The following is a 20,405-nucleotide window of genomic DNA, read 5'->3' as shown; positions in this document are numbered from 1 at the left end:
GGCCAAGGCAGCGGCTCGCGGGCCGGAAAGCCCGCGGTCCGGCGGCTAGCCCCAAGGTCCGGAGGCGCACGGGCACCGGGGGAAGAGCTGGCTGAGCGTCAGCCGCTGTGCGGGCGTGACCGCCGCGGCTTGTGCTGACTCGGTGAACCCCACGATGCCGAAGAGCCACTTGATGAAGTCGGCATGGCTGGCCTGCACCTCGAGGTCCAGCGATGTGTCTTCGGCAACCTGGACGCCCCCCCGCGCGACCTTCAGGGTCGCGACCTGGCCCGGCAGCACGAACCGGATCCTCCCCTCCCACACTTCGAGGCCCTCGAGGCGCTTGGTCAGCTCGGCGGCAATGGCGCCCAGTGTGCCGGGCAGGTTCACGACCTGCACCATGTTGCCATCCGCCGCCGTGTGCATCTCCACGGTGTCGAAGGGGATCTGGGCCGCACTGAGGGCGCTGAACAGGGCCTCACAATAGGGCACGCGGCACACGATGGTGGTGGGGGCGAGGCCCTGCGCGCGCTCGATCAGTTGCTTGACGAGCGCCCCGACAGCCTCGGGGCAGTCCGGGTCATAGGCCAGGTCATCCACACGGTAGCTGGGGTGAAGATCTCCGGCGTGGACCAGGCCCAGGCCGCCCTGCAACCAACCCCGTATCTCCCCGTCGTCGTAGACGAAGAGCAGTCCCTCCGGGTCGGGCGTGCCGACGCCGGGACTGGAGAGCTCCGGGCTCATGGCGATCTGCCCCGACCGCGTGGCGCCGAAGCGGTAGCGCAGGCGATGGACCGCCTCGTGGTCCAACTCGGGGTGGTAGGGCCGCACGAACTCCGCGTGGGGGTCGGGCATGCCGAGGCGCTGGCGCCAGGTCTCGCCCTTGAGGTCCGCATCGAGCTTCGGCGCGGGGATGTGCACATAGCGGCGGATGAAGGGCTCGTAGCCGAAGCGGGCGTAGAACTTCATCAGCCCGCCCAGCCGCGTCAGGTGAAAGCCCTCCTTGCGCATGTACGTGACGATGTGCTGCATGAACTCCGTGCCGATGCCCCGGCCGTGCAGCTCGGGCTTGACCGCCACGTGCCCCACGTCCCCCTTGAGCACCTGGCATGTCCCCACGCGCAGCCAGTCGTGCTGGATGCGGGCGCAGGCTACAGGCTCACTGTCGCGCACCATCACGACATGCCAGGCGAGGTCGCGCTCGATCTCGCGGCGCTTGTATGCGCGGGCGTCGGGCGTGTCGCGTCCGAAGGCGCGGCACTCGATGTCCACCAGACGGGCGACGTCGGTACTGATGGCGGTGCGGAAGGTGAAGTCAGGCATGGTGATCACTCCTCCTTGCGTAGCAAGAGGACCCAGTCGAGCCCGTCGGGTGTGGTCCAGTCGGGGGCCGAGAGGGTGCCGCCGGTGCGCGGGTTGAACCATCGGCCCGACAGCGGGGCGGGCAGGTCCAACCTCAGGGTCGTGCCGGCGGGGGTGTAGATGACGGCCAGCGCGATGTCGTCCGTCGCGGCGGCCATGACGTGGCGCGCGGGGTCGTCGGCGCCGGGCTGCTCAGCCAGCAGATGCGGCGCCGGGCGCAGCCGCCACCAGGGCAAGCCGTCGAACAGGCGCCGCAGCACGGTCATGCTGCGCACGCCGGGCGTATCGAGCCCTTCATGCCACGGCGGCGCCACGCCGAGGCCCTCGTGCCCCAGCGGAGCCTCCGGTCGCGTGGCCCACGGCCAGATGGCGTTGCTGCCGTACGTCACCCCGGCCGGGGGCGTCACCAGTAGCGACCAGTAGGCGGCCCGGCGCACATGAACGTCGCTGAAGACGCGCGTGCTGCCGTAGGCGGGGTGCAGCTCGTAGTTGGGTTCGAGGTTGATGGCGGGGTGCACGGGGGGCAGCAGCCGGTAGGGCGGCGGCTCGACGGTCGCCACGCCGGGCGGGCCGTTCAGCAGCCACCGCAGGTTCGCCTCGCTGTCGCCGTGGCCCGACTGGTAGCCGTGGAAGCTGAACCACGGCTCGTGGCGGAACTCCTCGACCACCCACTGCTGCCCACCGGGGTGCATGGTGACGATGGCACCGGGATCGTCCGCAAACACGGCGCGGCCAATGCGCCGCCACTTCTCTGCCTTCTCGCTCCGGTAGTCACCATCCCCACCCAGGAAGTAGACCGTATCCTCCCCGCCCCAGCGGTCCTTGATGTACCGAGCCACCGTGACGGCGTCAGCCTCGGAGAGATACCAGCCGGGGTCATGTTCGGTACAGGCCCACAGCAACACCGGTGCGGGGACGAGGCCGTGCTCGCGGATCATCTGCACCAGCCGGTCGCGTCGCGCGAAGAATGCCTCGTTCATCCGCAGCCCGCCGTCGAGCGTGAACGCCGGCTCCTCGGCATAGGCGCGCCAGTGGGTGCAGACGAACTGGATGACGGTGAATCCCTGCGCGGCGCGGGCAGCGAGGTAGACAGCCCAGTCGGCCTCCGTGGCGCGGCAGATGCCGTTCCAGGCGGTGTCGGCCAGCCAGAAGAAGGGCTGCCCGTCCCGGAGCAGGTGGGTGCGGTCGGGTGATAGGGACAGGGCCATGGTGCAGGCTCCTGCGCGTGACAAGCGGGCAAGGCGGCCGGCTGGATGCCGGCGCTCCTACGGCAACGGCTCCCCCCGACCCTCAACTCCCAACTCCCTACCTACTCAGCATCCCCTTCATCCAGCAGTAGATGCTGTCGGCCATCTGGCGGTAGCCGGAGGCGGCGGGGTGCACGCCGTTGGCCAGGCGGAAGATCTTGGCCCCGGGGCCGTCGGCCCGGGCGTTGGCCGGGACCTCGACGGTCGGGTAGTTGTGCATGGCGTCCAGGTTCACATACGCCGGCACCAGGTAGATGTTCTCAGCCTCGCGGTGGCCGTACTTCTCCACCACGCGCTCCATCACCCGGTGCTGGTTCTTGCGGTACTGCCAGCGGGTCTGGCCGCAGAAGTAGTTGGCCCCGAAGGCGTCCTGGGTGCCCGCCGGGGGCATCAGGGAGACGACGCCGATCTTCGTGTCGGGCCGGACCCTGTGGAACTCGGCGATCAGGATGTCCATGTGCTTGAGGAAGTCGTCAATGCTGGCCTCGATGGTGTCGTCCTTGGCGCCGAAGTTGTCGTTGCAGCCCAGCAAGATGGTGATGATGTCCGGCCCCTTGCCGCCGTTCTGCTCGTCGCAGTACTTCTGGAAGTTCAGCACGCCTTTGCCGTCCTGCTCGAACAGGAACGGGCTGCGGGTGCGCCGGCCCTGGGCGTTGACGGGCTCGGGACCCCACATGGTGGCATGGCCGCGAGCAGTCCAGCCGCCGTAGCCCTCGTGCCGCACCTCGGGCGTCGCCGTGTTGGGGGCGAAGGTGCCGACCAACGTCAGCGCCGGGTTGCCCTCGGTCTTGGTCAGGGCCAGGACCTCCGCCGGGTACACGTTCGCGTGGGTGAGACTGTCACCGATCATCAGCATTGTGACCGGCTTGCCGGCCCCCGCGTCGGCGGGGTACACGTGGATGGTCGTCGTGCCCTCGGCCAACGGGTTGCCGGCCAGGTCGGTGATGCGCAGCGTCAGCGGGAAGGTGCCCACGTCCTTGGGATCGTCGGCCTTGGGGGTCCAGGTCCAGCGCTCCACCTGCTGCTGACCCTTGGGGCAGTCTACGTCGCACAGCAACAGGTCCGAGCGCGGGTAGAGGATGACGTTGTCGAAGTACAGGTTGGTCTCCCGGCCCGGCACGGCAGGGATCTCGGCGGGCAGTAGCAGACGCAGGTTGGTCATGTCGGCCCTCGGCGTGGCGGCGGTTTCGGGTGCGGCGGCCGCGGGTTGGGGCGCCGCGGCGGGCTGCGGTGCGGCGGGCTGGGCCCAGGCTGATGTCAGGGCGAGGAGAGCGATCAGTACCGCGAGGGGACGCATGGCTGGCCTCCGGAGATGGATGGCGTGGCTGATGGACCGAGGTATTCCCCCTGGCCCGGCGTCTTTCCTGCCCCTGGTTGCGGCCGGGCAGCAGCAGGAATGTGGGAGCCACTGCACGAATCTTCCATAATGGAGATCATGTACACGAAAGGGATGTGGCCCCATGTGCCGTCGCGGCTTCACACTCATCGAGCTGTTGGTTGTGATCGCCATCATCGCCATCCTGGCCGCCATTCTGTTCCCGGTGTTCGCCAAGGCCCGTGAGAAGGCGCGCCAGACGAGCTGTCTGAACAACGTTCGTCAGCTTGCCGTGGCCTGCCAGATGTACGTGCAGGACTATGACGAGGTGCTCTCGGGCCGGGCCATCCCCACGACCTGGCCGGTCCCTGCCGACGCCAACTGGTGGACCACGCTCTACACGCCGTATGTCAAGAACACGCAGATCTTCTATTGCCCGTCCAAGGGGCAGAGCGCCTGGGGGTATGGCTACAACACCGTGCACCTGCCCACCGGCACGTCGCTGGGCAGCATCGCCAAGCCCGCCGAGATGATCGTGATCGCCGACGACGACAGCAACTACCGCACGCTCTACTGCCCCCAGTGCAGCGCCTATACCGACTGGGACAAGCTGCCGAGCGACCGGCACAACCTGCAGATCAACTGTGCCTTCGTGGACGGGCACGCCAAGTGCCTCAAGAAGATCACCCTGTGGAACAATGGCAGTCACAGCCCATACTACAACGGCCAATAGACCGTTGACGGCGTGCGCTGGAGGGGCCGGACCCGAAGCAGGGCCCGGCCTCTCGCTTTGTCCGCGGGGCCGCAGAAGGTGAACCCGCTGCCGGCGGCGCATTGCGCAGGCTGACCTGTAGACCCATCTGGAGGCACACGATGTCGAAGCTGCGTTTCGGGATGATCGGCGCGGGCGCGATCAGCAACCTGCACTTGCCCGCGATCCAGGCGCGCGAGGACTGTGAGATCGTCTGCATCGCCGACGCCAAGGTCGAGCAGGCCAGGGCGCGCGCCGAGCAGTACCACGCCCCGCGTGCCGTGGCGTCCTATGACGAGCTGATCGCGATGGACGATCTGGACGCCATCGTCATCGGCATCCCCACCCAGTTCCATGCCGACGCGGCTCTGAAGGCCCTGCGCAGCGGCAAGCACGTGCTGTGCGAGAAGCCCATGGCGCGGACGCTGGAGCTGTGCGACGAGATGATCCAGGCCGCTGAGGACAACCAGCGCGTCCTGCAGATCGGCTTCGTGCGGCGCTTCGACGAGGACTGGGGGATGATGCGCAAGCTGGTGCATGAGGGCAAGGCGGGGCGGCCGTGCATGTGGCGGCGGATCCACTGCGGCGCCGCGCCCGGGCCGCCCAACTACGGCGAATGGTACAGCGACGCGCGCTTCAGTGACGGCCCGTCGCCCGAGAGCAGCGCCCACGATCTGGACTTCCTGCGCTACACCTTCGGCGATGTGGCGGCCGTGACGGCGCACATGCACCACCTGAGCCACCATGGCGACGTGCTGGACAACACCATCGTGCTGCTGTACTTCAAGAGCGGCGACCAGGCGCTGGTGCAGTGGGCGTGGAGCCTGCCGCGCGGCGCCACCGCCGGCTTCATGGGCATGGACGTGATCGGCCCGGAGGGGTGCATCTACTCCAACCGCCAGGAAGACGGCAAGTGGCTGGCGACGGTGTCGGGGCCAGCGGGGATCGAGACCATCGAGTTCGAGAACCGCCGCAACGCCGAGACCTGGGGTCAGGGCCAGATGAACAACTTCATTCACTGCATCCAGACCGGCGACACGCCACGCGCGACGGCACACGATGGCCGCGCCGTGACGGAGATTCACCTGGCGGCGGTGAAGAGCATGGAGGAGGGGCGGCGGGTGGAGCTGCCGTTGTGAACGGCTGCCTACCCCCGGCGCTTCGCGCCGACCCCTCCCTGAAGGGAGGGGTGACGAGAGCCTCGCCGCCCCGGAGGGGCGGTTCTGAGAGGCGGGGGTTTCAACCCCCGCCCCCCAACGCGCTGCGACAGTCGTAGTGCGAGAGAGGGGCGTACCCATGCCACTGGACACGATAGACCCCGCTGTGCAGGCTGCACACAACGCGCTCTGGGCGCGGTTCGTGGACGCGTATGGCGTAATCCTCGACTACGTCGGCCTTGACGGCGAACTGAGCCGACCGACCCCGGAGGAGTGCGCGCTCTGCCAACCCAACGGGCTGTCGTGGGGCGCGCCGAACGAGAACGGGGCGTTCTTCGGGGGCGTGTACCTGGAGGGGATGGTCAACCGCTGCCTGCTGACCGGACGCGACGAGGACCGGGAGCGCGCCCGGCGTATCGCGGGCGGCCTGATGCTGCTGGCCACGGTCGGGGAGCGCCCCGGCTTCATCGCCCGGGGCGTGGCCGATGACGGCCATTCTCACTTCCCCATCGGCTCCAACGATCAGACCACGCCGTGGCTGGTTGGCCTGTGGCGCTATGTCAACAGCGGGGGACCGGACGCCGCCGAACGTGACCGCATCGTCGCGCAGATGGTCGAGGTGGTCGAGGTGTTGCGGGAATGCGACTGGCGCACCCCGTGCGACCGGCCCCCCTTCGACTTCCGCAACTCCCTGGCCGGGATGAACTTCGAGAATGCGCCCCGGCTGCCGTGGGTGTGTCTGATGATGGCCCGTCTCACCGGCGAGGCGGTCTGGCACGAGCGGTACGAAACCGTCCTGTCCGCGCCGGACCCCAACGGCGGACCGACGCGCCTGGACATCTGCCGCCGCGGCATGATCTGGGAGCGCCCCGGTCCCTACTGCTGGACCGCGGCCAACTCCGTGACGGCGTTGCGGGGGCTGTGGGAGATGGAGGACGATCTGGCGCGGAAGCAGGCGTATGCCGAGGGCCTGCGCCACAGCGCGGAGCTGGCCGCCGAGAGCCTGCCGCTGGCGCTGCAGTTCGACCACGACGATCCGCGCCCGTTCTCATGCAACTGGCGCGTGGCCAATGAGCTGTGGCACGAGCAGCGAACCGTCGCCGAGGCGGTGGAACTCGGGCGGCGGCAGTATCCCCGCCTCGCCCAGGAGTCGCCTCGCTGGTCGTGCGAGGCCAACAACGTCCGCGAGCCCCTGTTCGCCGCCTGGATCGTGGCCCTGTGCCTGGACGGCGAGCTGGTCGCCGCCCACACCCCGGCGATCATGCAGGCCGTGCGGCACTTCCAGTACGACCGGCTGTACCTGTCGCACCTCTTCCCGGCGGAGTTGGCCTACTACCAGTTGCAGCGGGGTGCATGAGGCCCCAGCCCGGCCGGCCGCGCCTACGGCTCGACCACGATGGCGGTGTGGATCAGCAGCTCCGGCAGCAAGACCCATAGCTGCCCCTCGGCGTACTCCCACGTGAAGTCGGTCTCCGGGACGGCCATCACCGCACGTGGTTTGCCCGCCAGCCGCACGTGCAGCCTCACGTCGCGCTCAGGCAGCAGCTCCTCGTTGATGATGCGACCGGGCGAGGTCATCTCGCCGGCGCCGCGGTTGATGAGGTTGATGACCAGGCGCTCGCCCTGCCGCCGCAGGATCAGCTCCAGGCGGGGCGAGGCCTGCACGCTCACCAGCCAGGGGAGGCCCAGGTCCGCCACCCACTGGCCGACCAGGCGGCGCTGTGAGGGGTAGTGGGAGCGCAGGTACTGGCGGAAGAAGGGGCCGTGGATCGCCGTGATGGTGCCCGCCCCGAGGTGGCGGCGCGTAACGATGACCTCGTCGGTCTCGTCCTTGCCGGGCTCCTGCTGGGCCAGGCGGCGGGCGATGACCTCCACTCCCGCGGCGGGCGTCACCGGCTGCCACGGGCCGGCGACGGGCAGGACCTCTTCCCCACTGAGCAGATAGGCCAGGGCTTGCGTTTCCCCGACGGGCGTCGCGCCGGCAAAGCCGGGCGCCTCCTGCGACAGGTGCGCCCCGCTGGCGATGAGATGCCCTCCGGCGGCGACGTACGCCTCCAGGGCGGCAAGCAGCGGAGCGCTCAGGTGCGTCTGCTCGGGGAGGACCAGCAGCTTGTACTGGCCCATGACCTCGGGAGCGGTGTCCTGCAGGAGGATGTCGGTGGAGAGATGGTTCTCCAGCAGGCTGTGCAGGGCGCCCTCGACCGGCTGGATGGCCTCGCCGTAGTTGAAGAGCTGGGCGTTGCAGGTGTAGTAGTGGTCGGCCAGGTGTAGCACGGCCGCCTGCGGGACGGTCTGGGACCGAAAGCAGACTTCCTGGCGCTCGCGGCAGAAGCGCGCGGCGGCGGCGATGCGCTCCTGGTGCCAGCCGGTGATCCAGCCCGACCGTTGCGGCTGGTCGTAGATCATCACGGCCCCGCCGAGGGCCACGACCTCCACCAGCTCCTGGGCCAGGTGGATGACGGGCTTGAAGACCCACGGCGACTCGCCGCCGCCGTCATAGGTGCGGGTGAAGCCCCAGGCCATCAGGTCCCAGGTGCGGCCCCGGGTGTCCAGCACCCGCCCCTCGACCGCCGCGCGTGTTGAGCCCCAGACGGGGTCGTAGTCGCCGCTGAGGTAGTCTACCGGCGCGACCATGGCCTCCGGCTGGCGCACCGTGTACATCCAGTTGCTGCAGATGAGGCAGTCGGGCTTGCGGGCATGGACGGCGTCGGCGTAGCGCGTGACATGCTCGATGAACAGGTCGCGGTGGAAGTCCAGCCACGCGCGCCAGTTCGCCTCTTCGGCGTTGCGGGGGACATCGGACAGCCCGGTGCGGCGGGTGAACTCCGCCCGGCAGCGGTCACACCAGCACGGCAGCGCAGCCCAGTTCTCCCCGTCCACCCAGAAGCCGTCCACGTCGTACTTGTCCACCAGTTCGAGCATCTGGGGGATCATCAGGTCATCGTCATAGCCGCTCAGACGGCAGGTCATGCGGTCGCTGGGCGCGCCGTCGGCGCCGATGCAGGCCCACTCGGGGTGCAGTTCGAGGGCCCGGCTGTCCCACACCCCCGAGTAGTGCATCCCCAGCTTGATGCCCAGGGCGCGCGTCACGTCGCGATGGATGCGCAGGGCGTCCTGCACGATGCCCGGTGAGGGCGACCCGACTTCCGTGGGCCAGCTCGTGTACCCGGCGTGGCCCTTGCAGTCGCACTGGATCCAGTCGGGCCCGACCAGCGCCAGGCGCTCCCGCAGGTGCTCGGGGGTCAACTCGCGTCCCAGTTCAGTGTCGGTGGCCTTGGCGTGCAGGTCGTAGTGGATGCCGAAGAAGACGTTGTCGTGCCAGTTGCCCATGGTCGCACCTCACAAAGGGTGACGGTGCGGCTGCAGTTCCGCCGGCGCGGACCGATTCCTCCTTCTGGCGCGGGCAGCAGGAGGGACTGACCATCGCGCCGGCGAATGGACATACTACAGGCTGTAGGTGCATACTTCAGGTACGAACACGAGGTGAAGCATGAGACGCAGGCTGTGGTTGATCGTGGCCGTCATCGCCGTTGCCGCCGGAGTGGCGCACGCCGAGCTGCCGACGACCCTGGAGGCGTTCCAGGCGCGAGTGGCTGAACAGGCGAGTGACCCACAGCAGGCGGTTAGGCTGTTCTTCGACGGGATCTTCATCTACCTGTCCGGCGAGAAGGAACTGGGCCAGCAGTGCATCATGGAGATGTCGCGTTACAAGGAGTGGACGGAAAGCCAGCACCGCATGCTGCTTGAGCGGATGGACAGCATGCCGCACATCTACCGCAGCTATGCGGAGGGGGCCACGCCAGACAATGGCTACCAGATGGACCCGCAGAGCTACAAGCTGGTCTACCATGGTGAGGTGAACCTCAAGCCGTACGTGGATCGGGACGAAGGCGCTTTCGCCAAGCTGTTCATCGTCTCGGGCGGGGCGGACGCGCCGCGTTCGCTGACACTGCAGCGCAACAACGCGGGACAGTACAAGGTCTATGAGTTCAGCAGCATCAACCTCGACATCCGGCCGGTGAAGGCCCCCCCCGACGCCAGCCTGGCCGACGCCAAGGACCCCAAGTGGGTGCTGCGCCGCTTCTTCGAGGGCATCATCCTGGTGACTGAGGGCCACGAGCAGGAGGGCATCGCGCGGATCACGTCGGTGACCACGAGCAAGACGATCCGCAGCCGCATCTTCCTGGACTACATGAAGACGCGCCCGTGGATGTTCGGCGGGTTCATGAAGGGCACGAGCCCGGAGAATGGCTACCAGTTCGACCACGCCAAGTGGGAGCTGAACTACGTCGAGGACATCAAGCCGCCGAGCAAGCCGGGGGAGCGGACCCGAGCGCTGCTCAAGCACAGCGGCGCGGACACGCCCAAGCCGATCTACCTCATCCAGGACGAGCGTGGCGAGTACCGCATCAGCGACTACGCCAACGTCTACTCCAGTTGCCGGCCGCCGGTGGACCCCAACGCGGGGAACTTCTAGCGCTGCAGTGACGCCACAACGCAGCAGGCGGCCCCGGTACGGGGCCGCCTGCAGTGTGTCATCGTAGGCGTTGCGGGCGTGGCGGGATCAGTTCTCGCCCGCCGCGGTGAAGAACGGGTTGGGGCCGACGATGGTGCGGTTACCGGGCTGCGTGGTCGTGGGAATGGCCGCGCCGGCGTTGGTGACCCAGCACTGACTGTGCTTCCACCACTTGGCGTGACCATCATAGAAGCCCACATTCAGGCCATCATTGTGGCGCGCCGAGAGCGCGTAGTAGCCGCTGTCGGGGGTGCGGCTGCTATAGTTGGTCCAGGTCCAGTCCTCGCTGTTGCTGATCGCCCCGTCCCAGATGAAGACGGTCATGACGGCATTGATCTGCCCCTCACGGGTGCTCGTGTAGCCGGTCTGGTTGTTGATGGGGTCATCCATGCCGGCGTTGGCCAGAGCCGCCACGTTGACATGGTAGCTCAGCCCACGGTTGGTCGTCGAAGCCGAGGGGCAGATGAAGATCTGATTGTTCTTGACATACGGCATGAGCAGGGCAGGCATGCTGCGGTAGTCCGTCGCCACTGGCTGCTGGTAATGGTAGCGCTGCCAGCGGATGCACGTCTGGTCATAGTCGGTGATGTACTGCAGATTGCCCAGTGAGAGCTGCTTGATGTTCGACAGGCAGCTCGTCTGTCGGGCCTTCTCGCGCGCCTTGGCGAAGACGGGGAAGAGAATCGCCGCCAGAATCGCGATGATGGCGATGACGACCAGCAACTCAATAAGCGTGAAGCCATGGTGTCTGTTCATCCAGCAACCCTCCGTATGCGCAGAGCAGATTGTGTAGCCTATCCATTGAGTTCCGGCTCGAAGTCGTGATTCCTTCTTCGAGCAGACGTACCAGGAACGAGAGCATTCCGCTCAGTAGTGGGTCGCGAGGCCGTTCCTGGCTCCAGCACCCCGAGCGCAGCCCCCGGCGAGGAGGTCTCGACGGCCCCGGCGGCCAAGATTCCGGGGCCGGAGAGCTGAAGACCCCCGGGAGGTGGCATGATGATTGACCCCCAGGCGCTGAGCAGTGAGTTCCAGGAGCTGGTGCGCATTGACAGCCTGTCGCTCCACGAAGGCAAGATGGCGGCGACGGTCATCGGCAAGCTGGAGGCCATGGGGCTGAGCGTGCAGCAGGACCGCGCCCATGAGCCGGTCGGCGGCGAGACCGGCAATGTCATCGCGAAGGTGCCGGCCACGGCCCCGGGGCGCCCCACAATCATGCTCAACGCCCATCTCGACACCGTCGCCCCCGGCTGTGGCATCTGCCCGGAGTGCCGGGGCGACGACATCTGCAGCACGGGGGAGACGGTCCTGGGCGCCGATGACAAGGCGGGCGTGGCGCTGATCCTGGCCGCCCTGCGGGAGATCCTCGCGACCGGCATGCCCCACGGGGAGTTGCAGGTCGTCTTCACCATCGCCGAGGAGATCGGGCTCTACGGCGCGCGCCATCTGGATACCTCGCTCGTCAGCCCGGATGTCTGCCTGGTGTTCGACGGCGGGCGGGACATTGGCTCACTCACGGTGGCCGCCCCGAGCGCGCAGAAGATGACCTGGAAAGTGCACGGCCTGGCCGCCCACGCGGGAGTGTGCCCCGAGAAGGGCATCAATGCGGTGCAGATTGCGGCCCAGGCCATCGCCGGGATGAGGCTGGGGCGGCTGGACGAGGAGAGCACGGCCAACATCGGGTACGTCAGCGGCGGCATGGCCCGCAACATCGTCCCCGAGCTGTGCGAGGTCTGGGGCGAGGCGCGCAGCCACAGCGACGCCAAGTTGGCGGCGCAGGTGACGCACATGCAGCGCTGCTTCGCCGACGCCGTCGCCGCCCAACCCGGCGCGACCCTCGAGCAGGAGTTCCAGTCCTCGTACCATCGCTTCCACCTCAGCCAGGACGCGCCGGTCGTGCGCCTGGCTGCGGCCGCCGCCGAGAGGCTCGGACTGCCGGTGAAGTACGAGATCGGCGGCGGGGGCAGCGACGCCAACGTCTTCAATGAGAAGGGCATCCCGGCAGTGATCTGCGCTACCGGCGCCCGTGACCCGCACACGTTGGGTGAGACCGTGAGCGTCAGCGGCATGGCCAGAGCGGCGGAGTGGCTGATCGAGATGGTGACAGGTGACAGGTGACACGTGACGGCCGCTGCCGTGCGCCCCGCAGGGGCCGCCGTACGTAGCCACGGGCGGGAGCCCGTGGACCGCGCGCATTACTCTCCCCTCCCGGACGAAGGGCAGGCCGACACGTCGCAGCCATGAGCGCAGAACCAATCAAACAACACCTCGCAGCAACACCCGGCCCCGGCCTCACCTGGCGCGCCGGGATCATCGGCGGCCTGCTGGTCATCTTCATCAGCATCTGGAGCCAGTACGCCGAGCTGGTCATCCACGGCACGCAGATCTCGCTGACCTATCCCCCCATCGGCGCCTTCCTGGTGTTCATCGCCTTCATCCTGCTGATCCAGTGGCCGCTGCTGGCCATCCGCCGCCAACTGGCCCTCACCGCGCGCGAGCTGGTCATCATCTGGTCCATGCTGTCGCTGGCCATCGGCGTGGCCTCCATTGATATCGCCCAGAAGATGCCGCCGATGATCGCCGGGCCGCTGTACTACGCCAGCCCCGAGAACCACTACGAGGATCTGTTCCTACCCCACATCGCCAAGTGGCTGGCCCCGCAGGACCTGGCGCCGGTCAAGGGCCTGTTTGAGAGTTCGGCGCGGGGCGTGCCGTGGGACGTGTGGATTACGCCGCTGGTGGCGTGGTCGCTGTTCTTCGTGGTGGCATACTGGGTGATGCTCTGCGGGGTGGCGCTCTTCCAGCGGCAGTGGGTGCATCACGAGCGCCTGCTGTACCCGCTGGTGGTGGTGCCGCTGGAGGTGCTGGGCCGGCCCGAACGCGGGCATGTCTTCAACCAGTTCTTTCGCAACAAGCTGGTCTGGCTGGGGATCGCGCTGGGGATGCTGCCCCACCTGTACACCGGGCTGCACGACTACTTCCCCAAGGTGCCGCAGGCCGATGTGTTCCTGTGGGGCAAGCGCATCTTCCAGGGCGGCCTGAGCCGCCCGTGGACGCCGCTGAACAGCCTGGTCATCGGCATCCTGCCGCTCATCATCGGCCTGAGCTTCCTGCTCACTCGCGAGATCTCGTTCAGCCTGTGGGCCTTCTACCTGCTCGGCAAGGCCGAGGCGGTGTTCGGGGCCGCGGTGGGCCTTGACGGCCTGCGCACCGCTACCAGCCCGGACGCCTTCCCCTTCGCCAGCCTGCAGACGACGGGGGCGTACATTGGCCTGGCGGCAGTGAGCATCTGGGTGGCGCGCAAGGGCCTCGGGGACATGCTGCGGAGCCGACTGGCCGGGGGCCGCTTGGCCTCGGCCGGCGCGGACGCGGGGCTGCCGCGCCAGTGGTACACCTACGGCGGGGCCATCGGGTTCATCCTGCTGGTTGCCTTCTGCGTCGCCGCCGGGATGCCGGTGGGGCCGGCGCTGGTGATGCTGGTGCTGAGCTTCATCTACTTGCTGGCGATGACGCGGCTGGTGGCGGAGGCCGGGATGCCCTGGTGCGCCGAGCCGGACTTCCGGGGCCACCACTGGGTGCTGGCGCTCTTCCCCTCCAGCGCCCTGCGCGCCCCGCAGGTCGTGGCCACCGGCATGATGCTGACCTTCTCCCACGACCTGCGCATCGCCCCCATGCCGCGCCTGATGCAGTCCTTCAAGATGACCGACGTCACCGGCACCCGCAACCGCGACCTCGTCGCCGCCTGCGGCTTGACGCTGCTCATCGCCCTGCCGGTGTCGCTCTGGGCGCTGATGAGGGCCTCGTATCTGCACGGCGGGGTGGCCATCAACGAGTACCGGTTCATCAGCCTGGCGCGCCAGCCGGGCCTGCTGATGGAAAAGGCCACCAACACCCCGCGCGCCTTCGTGGATGTGGCGACACTCGGGGTAGTGGCGTATGGCGCGGCCAAGCTGCTGGCGCTCAATGTGCTGCGCACCTACTACCTGTGGTGGCCGCTGCACCCCGTCGGGTACGCGATGTCGTTCGTCACGTACCTGCACAGGGAATGGTGCTCGGTGCTGATCGGCTGGGCGCTGCAGACGCTCATCATCCGCTACGGGGGGCACAAGGGCTACCAGGTGGCCCGACCGCTGTTCGTGGGCCTGATCCTCGGCGCGATGGTCGCCGGGGGCTTCTGGCTGGTTCTGGACGGCTTCACCGGGCTGCGGGATCACAAGATACTGTACTGAACGGCGACGGCGGGAAGGGGAACGGCGGGAACGGCGAGGCGGGAACGCGCGAGCGGCGGCCCCTCTGGATGGGTGTAGTGCGGGCTTCCAGCCCGCCCTGAGCCCCGGGCCTGACGAGGAGCGGGCTGGAAGCCCGCACTACACCGGAGGGGCGCGTGGCGGCGCGTGTCCTCACGCGCACAGGTGTGGCGGACACCAGGGGCGGGCCGGAAGCCCGCACTGTGTCTCACGATGGACTCACCACGGATATGGGGCCGGCCATTGGCCGGCTCCGCCTACATCTGCTGCAGGTCCTCGATCATCTCCAGCAGCATTGAGGCGTTCCACTCGGCGGCCTGGCACCAGGTCGCCAGCTTGGCTTCCGGGCGGGCATGGGCGACGACCGGCGCGTGGCTGGGGTCGTCGCGCTGCCACAGGCGGCGCCACACGTGCTCCATCAGCCGCAGGGCCAGGCTCCGCCACGGCTCCGTCTCCCCCGTCAGACGCGCGATGCGCAGCAGCGTCGCCGCCGCGGTGAAACGGCACCACGTGAACCCCGCGAAGCAGATGTCATCCCCCAGGTCGGGCCGCCGGTCGTAGTCCAGGTTGATCGTGTCGCCGTCGAGGCCGCTAACGCCCAGATACCAGCAGGCGGCGCGCCGCAGTGCCGGCAGCAGGCCGGGGTGGTCGCATAGCGGCGGCAGGTGCGCCACGCGCGTCAGGTGCGACAGGCCGATCCCGTGGTCGGGGATGTTGGAGAAGTGGTACTGCCCGGCGCGCCGGCCGACCATGGCGAAGTGATACGGCCACACACCGATGGCCTCCTGGCCGGAGAGGTAGTGGTCGAGCCCGCGCGCGGCGGCGGCCAGCCAGGCGGCGGGGTCCCTGTCGCCTACGGCGACACCCCGCCCGGGTTGCGCAAGGGTGTGGGTGATGCGCACGAGGGCTGACAAGCCCAGCGCGTTCGCGTTCTGGCAGTCGTGCGTGGCGCCCTCGTGGTGCAGGAACATCCCCGGCAGGGCCTCGCTATGCAGCAGCCACTGGGCGGCCTGCGTGAGGACCGTGCGGTCGGTGTCGTCCAGCGGCAGCCCGAGGTCGGCGGCGCGGCAGAGCTGGTGGACGACGAGACTGGTGTCCACGCCATCGATGCCGGGCCACGGTGGCTCCAGCCGCGTAAAGTTGACGCCCCACATCCCGTGCACCATGTGCAGGAAGCCGCCGTCGTGAGCGGGGTTGCCCGGCTCGTGGCGCTGCAGGCGGTAGGTGTACGCGCGGGCCAGCAGCGCCCGCTGTCGCCACTCCTCGTCGCCAGTGAGGCGCCAGCGCCGCGTGAAGCACGCCGCGGCCGCCGCCGCGTCGCGACCGTCGTACTTGTCCTCTTCCGAGTAGACCGCGCCATAGTGCGGATCGCTCTCGTCCAGCACCTGACGCCCCGCCGCCCAGTCTACGATCTCATCGTGCATCGCCTGCAGCTCGCCCGCCCCGAACCCGCCCTGCGTCAGGCGCGCGTAGAAGGGTGCCCAGTCGCGGAAGTGCGGGCGGGTGTCGGCCAGCGTGTCGCGGACATAGCGGTCGCACGGCACGGCCGCGTCAAGGGCCGTCTCCAGGGGCAGGCCCTCCGGGGTGATGACGACCTCCGTGAAGGGCAGGTCCTCGCCGTCCGCGTCGAAGTCGAAGCTGAGCAGGCGCGCCGGGAGCGGGAAGCTCGGCAGCACACGCCAGCCGGGCACCGAGAAGTACGCCGGGACGTTCGGCTCCTGCGACAGGCGCAGCGTCTGGTCAGGCTGCATCCTCAGGTGCACGTCATAGTGCCCCGGCGGCAGCGGCAGCCCGTTGGCCTCGAACGAACGGCGGCTGTGGTCGTGGAGCTGCGTGCAGTCGCGGTCATAGTACAGCGACGGGAGCTGTGCCACGAAGTCGGCAGCCTTGAGCCGCAGAGGTGTGATCGCCAGCGGCTCGCGTTGAGCCAACATGCGGGGGCGGCCGTGGAGATCGCGCAGGCCGGCGACGAGGCCCCGCATCAGCGCCATGCCGGTGCGACGGTAGCTCTCGGCGAACGTGGCGCAGCCGGGGAGTCTGCGGAGGAGCAGAGTCTCGAAGCAGAGGGGGAGGGCATCGCAGAGCGAGGCCGCCACGTGCCGCGAAGCCGCCACGCGGCTGACCTCGTGGGTCAACATGCCGGGGGTGTCGGGGCGCCAGTGCTGCAGCGGCACGGGGAGGTGCTCGCGCAGGGCGTCCATCATCGTAGCCAGGCCCGGGTGGGGCGGCGCCCAGGCCTCATACTCGCGCCGGTGGCGGCCGTTGTGCAGGCTCAGCACGCAGTGCGGCTGCACCTGCTCGATGACGCGCCAGACAGCCTGCGTCTCCGGCTGGGTGCGGTCGGTCCAGTCGCGGGCCAGGTTCACGCCCACGTCGGCCGGGTCGGGCGCTACGTTGTAGTAGCTCTTCCCGAAGACCACACCGTCCACGTTCACGATGGGCACGACCCAGAAGTCGAAGTCGGCGAGGAGGTCATGGGTGCGCAGGATCTCCTCCAGCAGGCCCTCGGCGGCGTACATGCCGGCGGACTCCGAGGGGTGCTCGCCGGCCACAACGAAGACGCGGAGGCGCTCCGAGGCCTCGCCCCCCTTCGTGACGCGGCACATCAGCAGCGGGAAGCCGTGGCTGCCGTAGTGGCGCGAGCGGCCGATCTCCTCGACGTGGAAGAAGTTGCAGCGCCGCGCCAGCGCGTGCAGGTGGTCGCGGCTGTGTGCCGGCGTGTACGGAGTGGGGGTCGCGAGGTAGAGTGTGGGGCTGTCGAGGCGCAGGCGCATCTGCACGCCATACGGCGGGTGCCAGCCGTCATCGGCGGTGTCGTCGAGCTCGGGCACACCGGTGGGGGTATGGGGGACGACCGCCATGCGGTCGAGGCCCACGTCGGTCCACGTGACGCCATCGGTGGAGATGACGGTGGCCTGCTCCTGCCACAGCTCCTGGCCGAAGTGGTTCAAGTCGGCGACTTCCAGGAGCACCTCCCGGCCGTCGCCGGGCGAGTCAATCCGGAAGTAGTAGCGCCAAGCGTAGTTCGCGCGCCCCACGCGCGCCCGGAAGCGGATGTGCCGCTCCCCCACCTCGCGGAAGTCATGGCCGTTGCCGCAGGGGATGGTGCTATCGAAGGTCAGGTCGCCGAACTGGACACGTGCGCCGCCGGACTGCCAGGGCTGGTAGGGGGACATGCTGGAGGCTCCTGTGTCGGTCTGCGGGTAGGGCGGTCGCGCGCGCATGGCGAAATCTACAGATGTCAGTGAGTGAGTGGCGACACTCAGTTGGAGAGGATGGAGAGGATGACGGCAAGGATGAAGAGGATACGGCAGGATATGGTGTAGACCGTGTCCGCCGTGTCCGTTGTCCTCGCCATCCTTGCCGTCATCCTCTCCATCCTCTCCAGCTCAGCCTCGTCCCACGCTAACCAACCGCCGCAACCACCCACCCCGGAGGTGACGGATGCGCGCACGCTCGCTATTGTTGTCCATCGCCCTGCTGGCCCCCTGCCTGGCAACAGGAGCAACGCTCGTGCGCGACGGCCAGCCCCGGGCGACGATCATCATGGCTCAGGACGCCGGGGCGCCCGCACAGTTGGCCGCCGTCGAGTTGCAGCGCTATATCGAGGCGATCAGCGGCGCCAAGCTGCCCCTGGTCAAGGAGGGCGAGGCCGTCAGCGGCTTCCCGGTGTACGTCGGGAAGACGAGCGCGTCTACGGTCCTGCTGCCCAAGGAGCCCGAGGGTATCCTGGTCCGCAGCGATAGCAAGCGCCTTATCATCTGCGGGGGCTCCGACCGTGGGACGCTGTACGCGGCCTACCGCTTCCTGGAACAGGTGCTGGGGTGCCGATGGCTGACGCGCGAGATCGACTCCATCCCGTCCCGCAAGACGCTCGAAGTGCCGGACCTGGCCCTCCAAAGCGCTCCCTCCTTCAGCATGCGCACCTTCGTCGGCCGGACCGACGACCGGCAGGCCTGGGGGATGAAGGTGGGGCTCAACGGCCAGTATGACGCGAAGCATGCGGCGACCAGCGGCAACTGCTACTACCTCCCGCAGGCCATCCAGGGCTGCCACGCCTACCACCAGATCATCCCGGCCAAGCTGTACTACGACGCCCATCCCGAGTGGTTCCCACTGGTCAACGGCCAACGGTTCCGCAGTCAGGGCGACACGGGGCAACTGTGCGTGACCGCCCCCGGCCTGGCCGACGAGTTCGCCCGGCGGGTGATCGAGGTCTTTGACCAGGACCCGAACCTGCAGATGGTCTCCATCTCGCCTAACGACGGCTACGGCTGGTGTGAGTGCGAGCAGTGCCTGGCGCTGGACAGACAGTGCAACGGTGGGCGCATGACCAGGCAGGGGCTGGCGGGCGAACGGCCCTTCATGGGGGACCGGGTGTTCTGGTTCGCCAACCAGGTGGCCGAGCGGGTGGCGAGGGTGCACCCGGACAAGCTGCTGCTGGTCCTGGCCTACGTGAACTATGCCGAGCCGCCTGATACGGTGCGCCCCGCCCCCAATGTCGTGCCCTGGCTGTGCCACTACGCCCCGGCGGACTACTCGCGCCCGATGAGCGATCCGACCTCGGAGGCGAACGCACAGTTCAACGGCCTGCTCCAGCGGTGGGCGAAGATCGCGCCGCATCTACTGATGTACTCGTACGTGAGCAAGAGCATGTGGTGGCGGCTGCCGCGCCCGGTGACGCGCAACTTCGCGGCCGATCTGAAGCACCTCTACGGCCTGGGTATCCGACGGTACTACTGCCAGAGCGGCCTGGATGATTGGGCCCTGGACGGGCCACTGTACTACGTGCTGGCGAGGCTCATGTGGGATGTGCAGGCCGACCCGGAGGCGATTGCGCAGGACTGGATCAGGCACATGTTCGGCGAAGCCGCGCCGGAGATGACGCAGTACTACGACGCCGTCGAGCGGGCCGTGCGCCAGACCGGGCAGTCGTACTCGGACAATCCCATCAAGCAGGCGCCGGGGCTGTACGACCAGGCGGAGCTGGCACAGGCGCAGCAACACCTGGACGCCGCCCTGAGGGCGCCGGCGAGCCCCGAGGAGCACGCGCGCGTAGAGGAGGTCGCGAAGGTGTTCCAGTACGGCACGCACATGGTGCGGGCCATCGCGGCCGGGGAGCGCTTCCGCACGGAGTTGACCGCCGCGACGCTGCAGGAGGCGCGGGAGGAGGGCGCCCTGGCCCTCAGCTTCGCTCAGGTCCGCGAGGCGCGGGAGTATCTCGACCGCTTCCGCTACTTCGACGCGCTCGGCGTGCTGGGCAACGGCTTCGGGCAGGCGGAGGAGCTGGGCGGACGGACGTGCTGGACCACGGATGAGACGGGTCTCGGCGATGGCAAGGCCGGCTGGGCAGACTTCCTGGTCGAGACGGCGGACACGAAGAAGGGTGTCATCATCGAGATGGACGTCTGGGGCAAGTCGCAACTCGAGAGCATCGTCATCAACAGCGATGGGACGGGGAAGGGCTACAACCAGGGCGGCGTCTGGAACCCGGTGGCCGCCGACCACAAGCTCTCAGGCGAGGCGAAGTGGGAGGCGCTGACCTTCCGCATCGGGCCGGAGCTGCTGGCGCAGGGGCACCGGACGCAGCGGCTGGGTCTGGGCGGCGGCGACTCGCAGATCTGGCTGGCGCGGGTGCGGGTGCGCACGGCGGAGCAGTAGTCATTCAACGGGGTCCGCACAGGTGGGGAATCCTGGCCCTTACCCACTTTCGATGTGTAGGGTTCTGCTGATGAGTCTGTTGAGTAGTCGTTGGTTGAGCTTGGTCAGGCGGCGGTCGGCGCAGAGCACGATCTGCAGCCCGAGCCAGAAGGCGCTCTCGGTCTTCCAGTAGT

General features: G+C 68.4%; 13 protein-coding genes. 7 read left to right on the top strand and 6 right to left on the bottom strand.

Annotation, left to right across the window (positions count from 1 at the left end; genetic code table 11):
• Positions 1-45: 45 nt before the first annotated feature.
• The 3 genes from LLH23_09180 to LLH23_09170 form a co-directional block, all read right to left on the bottom strand.
• Entirely contained in the window at positions 46-1,302 is a 1,257-nt protein-coding gene (locus LLH23_09180) for a GNAT family N-acetyltransferase (GenBank protein ID MCE5238652.1), read from the bottom strand.
• A 5-nt stretch (positions 1,303-1,307) separates the two neighbouring features.
• A complete protein-coding gene (locus LLH23_09175) occupies positions 1,308-2,549 on the bottom strand; it encodes a glycoside hydrolase family 140 protein (GenBank protein ID MCE5238651.1) in 1,242 nt (413 codons plus the stop codon).
• Positions 2,550-2,646: 97 nt separating this feature from the next.
• On the bottom strand, positions 2,647-3,750 hold the full coding sequence (locus LLH23_09170) for a hypothetical protein (GenBank protein MCE5238650.1): 1,104 nt from the start codon (positions 3,748-3,750) through the stop codon (positions 2,647-2,649).
• A gap of 298 nt (positions 3,751-4,048) precedes the next feature.
• On the opposite strand from LLH23_09170, the gene LLH23_09165 reads away from it, so the two are divergent.
• The 3 genes from LLH23_09165 (at position 4,049) to LLH23_09155 (ending at position 7,168) form a co-directional block, all read left to right on the top strand.
• Positions 4,049-4,636, top strand: coding sequence for a DUF1559 domain-containing protein (locus tag LLH23_09165; protein MCE5238649.1), 588 nt, complete (start codon positions 4,049-4,051; stop codon positions 4,634-4,636).
• A gap of 140 nt (positions 4,637-4,776) precedes the next feature.
• Complete coding sequence (locus LLH23_09160; GenBank protein ID MCE5238648.1) at positions 4,777-5,793, top strand: Gfo/Idh/MocA family oxidoreductase; 1,017 nt, start codon at positions 4,777-4,779, stop codon at positions 5,791-5,793.
• 157 nt (positions 5,794-5,950) lie between these two features.
• Positions 5,951-7,168, top strand: coding sequence for a hypothetical protein (locus LLH23_09155; GenBank protein ID MCE5238647.1), 1,218 nt, complete (start codon positions 5,951-5,953; stop codon positions 7,166-7,168).
• Positions 7,169-7,191: 23 nt separating this feature from the next.
• Here the strand turns inward: LLH23_09155 and LLH23_09150 are convergent, their stop codons facing one another.
• Positions 7,192-9,141, bottom strand: coding sequence for an alpha-L-fucosidase (locus LLH23_09150; GenBank protein ID MCE5238646.1), 1,950 nt, complete (start codon positions 9,139-9,141; stop codon positions 7,192-7,194).
• A gap of 160 nt (positions 9,142-9,301) precedes the next feature.
• Between LLH23_09150 and LLH23_09145 the strand changes: the two genes are divergently transcribed.
• Positions 9,302-10,288, top strand: coding sequence for a hypothetical protein (locus tag LLH23_09145; protein ID MCE5238645.1), 987 nt, complete (start codon positions 9,302-9,304; stop codon positions 10,286-10,288).
• Between the two features lie 87 nt (positions 10,289-10,375).
• Here the strand turns inward: LLH23_09145 and LLH23_09140 are convergent, their stop codons facing one another.
• Positions 10,376-11,083, bottom strand: a complete 708-nt coding sequence (locus LLH23_09140; protein MCE5238644.1) for a prepilin-type N-terminal cleavage/methylation domain-containing protein — start codon at positions 11,081-11,083, stop codon at positions 10,376-10,378.
• Positions 11,084-11,320: 237 nt separating this feature from the next.
• Between LLH23_09140 and LLH23_09135 the strand changes: the two genes are divergently transcribed.
• Entirely contained in the window at positions 11,321-12,442 is a 1,122-nt protein-coding gene (locus LLH23_09135; protein MCE5238643.1) for a M20/M25/M40 family metallo-hydrolase, read from the top strand.
• A gap of 122 nt (positions 12,443-12,564) precedes the next feature.
• Positions 12,565-14,553 carry a hypothetical protein gene (locus tag LLH23_09130; GenBank protein ID MCE5238642.1) on the top strand — a complete coding sequence of 663 codons (1,989 nt, stop codon included), beginning with the start codon at positions 12,565-12,567 and terminating at the stop codon, positions 14,551-14,553.
• Between the two features lie 275 nt (positions 14,554-14,828).
• Here the strand turns inward: LLH23_09130 and LLH23_09125 are convergent, their stop codons facing one another.
• Complete coding sequence (locus LLH23_09125) at positions 14,829-17,747, bottom strand: hypothetical protein (protein MCE5238641.1); 2,919 nt, start codon at positions 17,745-17,747, stop codon at positions 14,829-14,831.
• Between the two features lie 268 nt (positions 17,748-18,015).
• Here LLH23_09125 and LLH23_09120 point away from each other — a divergent pair, with 268 nt between their 5' ends.
• Positions 18,016-20,232 carry a DUF4838 domain-containing protein gene (locus tag LLH23_09120; GenBank protein ID MCE5238640.1) on the top strand — a complete coding sequence of 739 codons (2,217 nt, stop codon included), beginning with the start codon at positions 18,016-18,018 and terminating at the stop codon, positions 20,230-20,232.
• Positions 20,233-20,405: the final 173 nt, after the last annotated feature.

Source organism: bacterium, assembly GCA_021372615.1.
Lineage (GTDB): Bacteria > Armatimonadota > Zipacnadia > Zipacnadales > UBA11051 > JAJFUB01.
The sequence above is the reverse complement of the archived record's forward strand: the minus strand, read 5'-3'. Positions and strand labels throughout refer to the sequence as shown.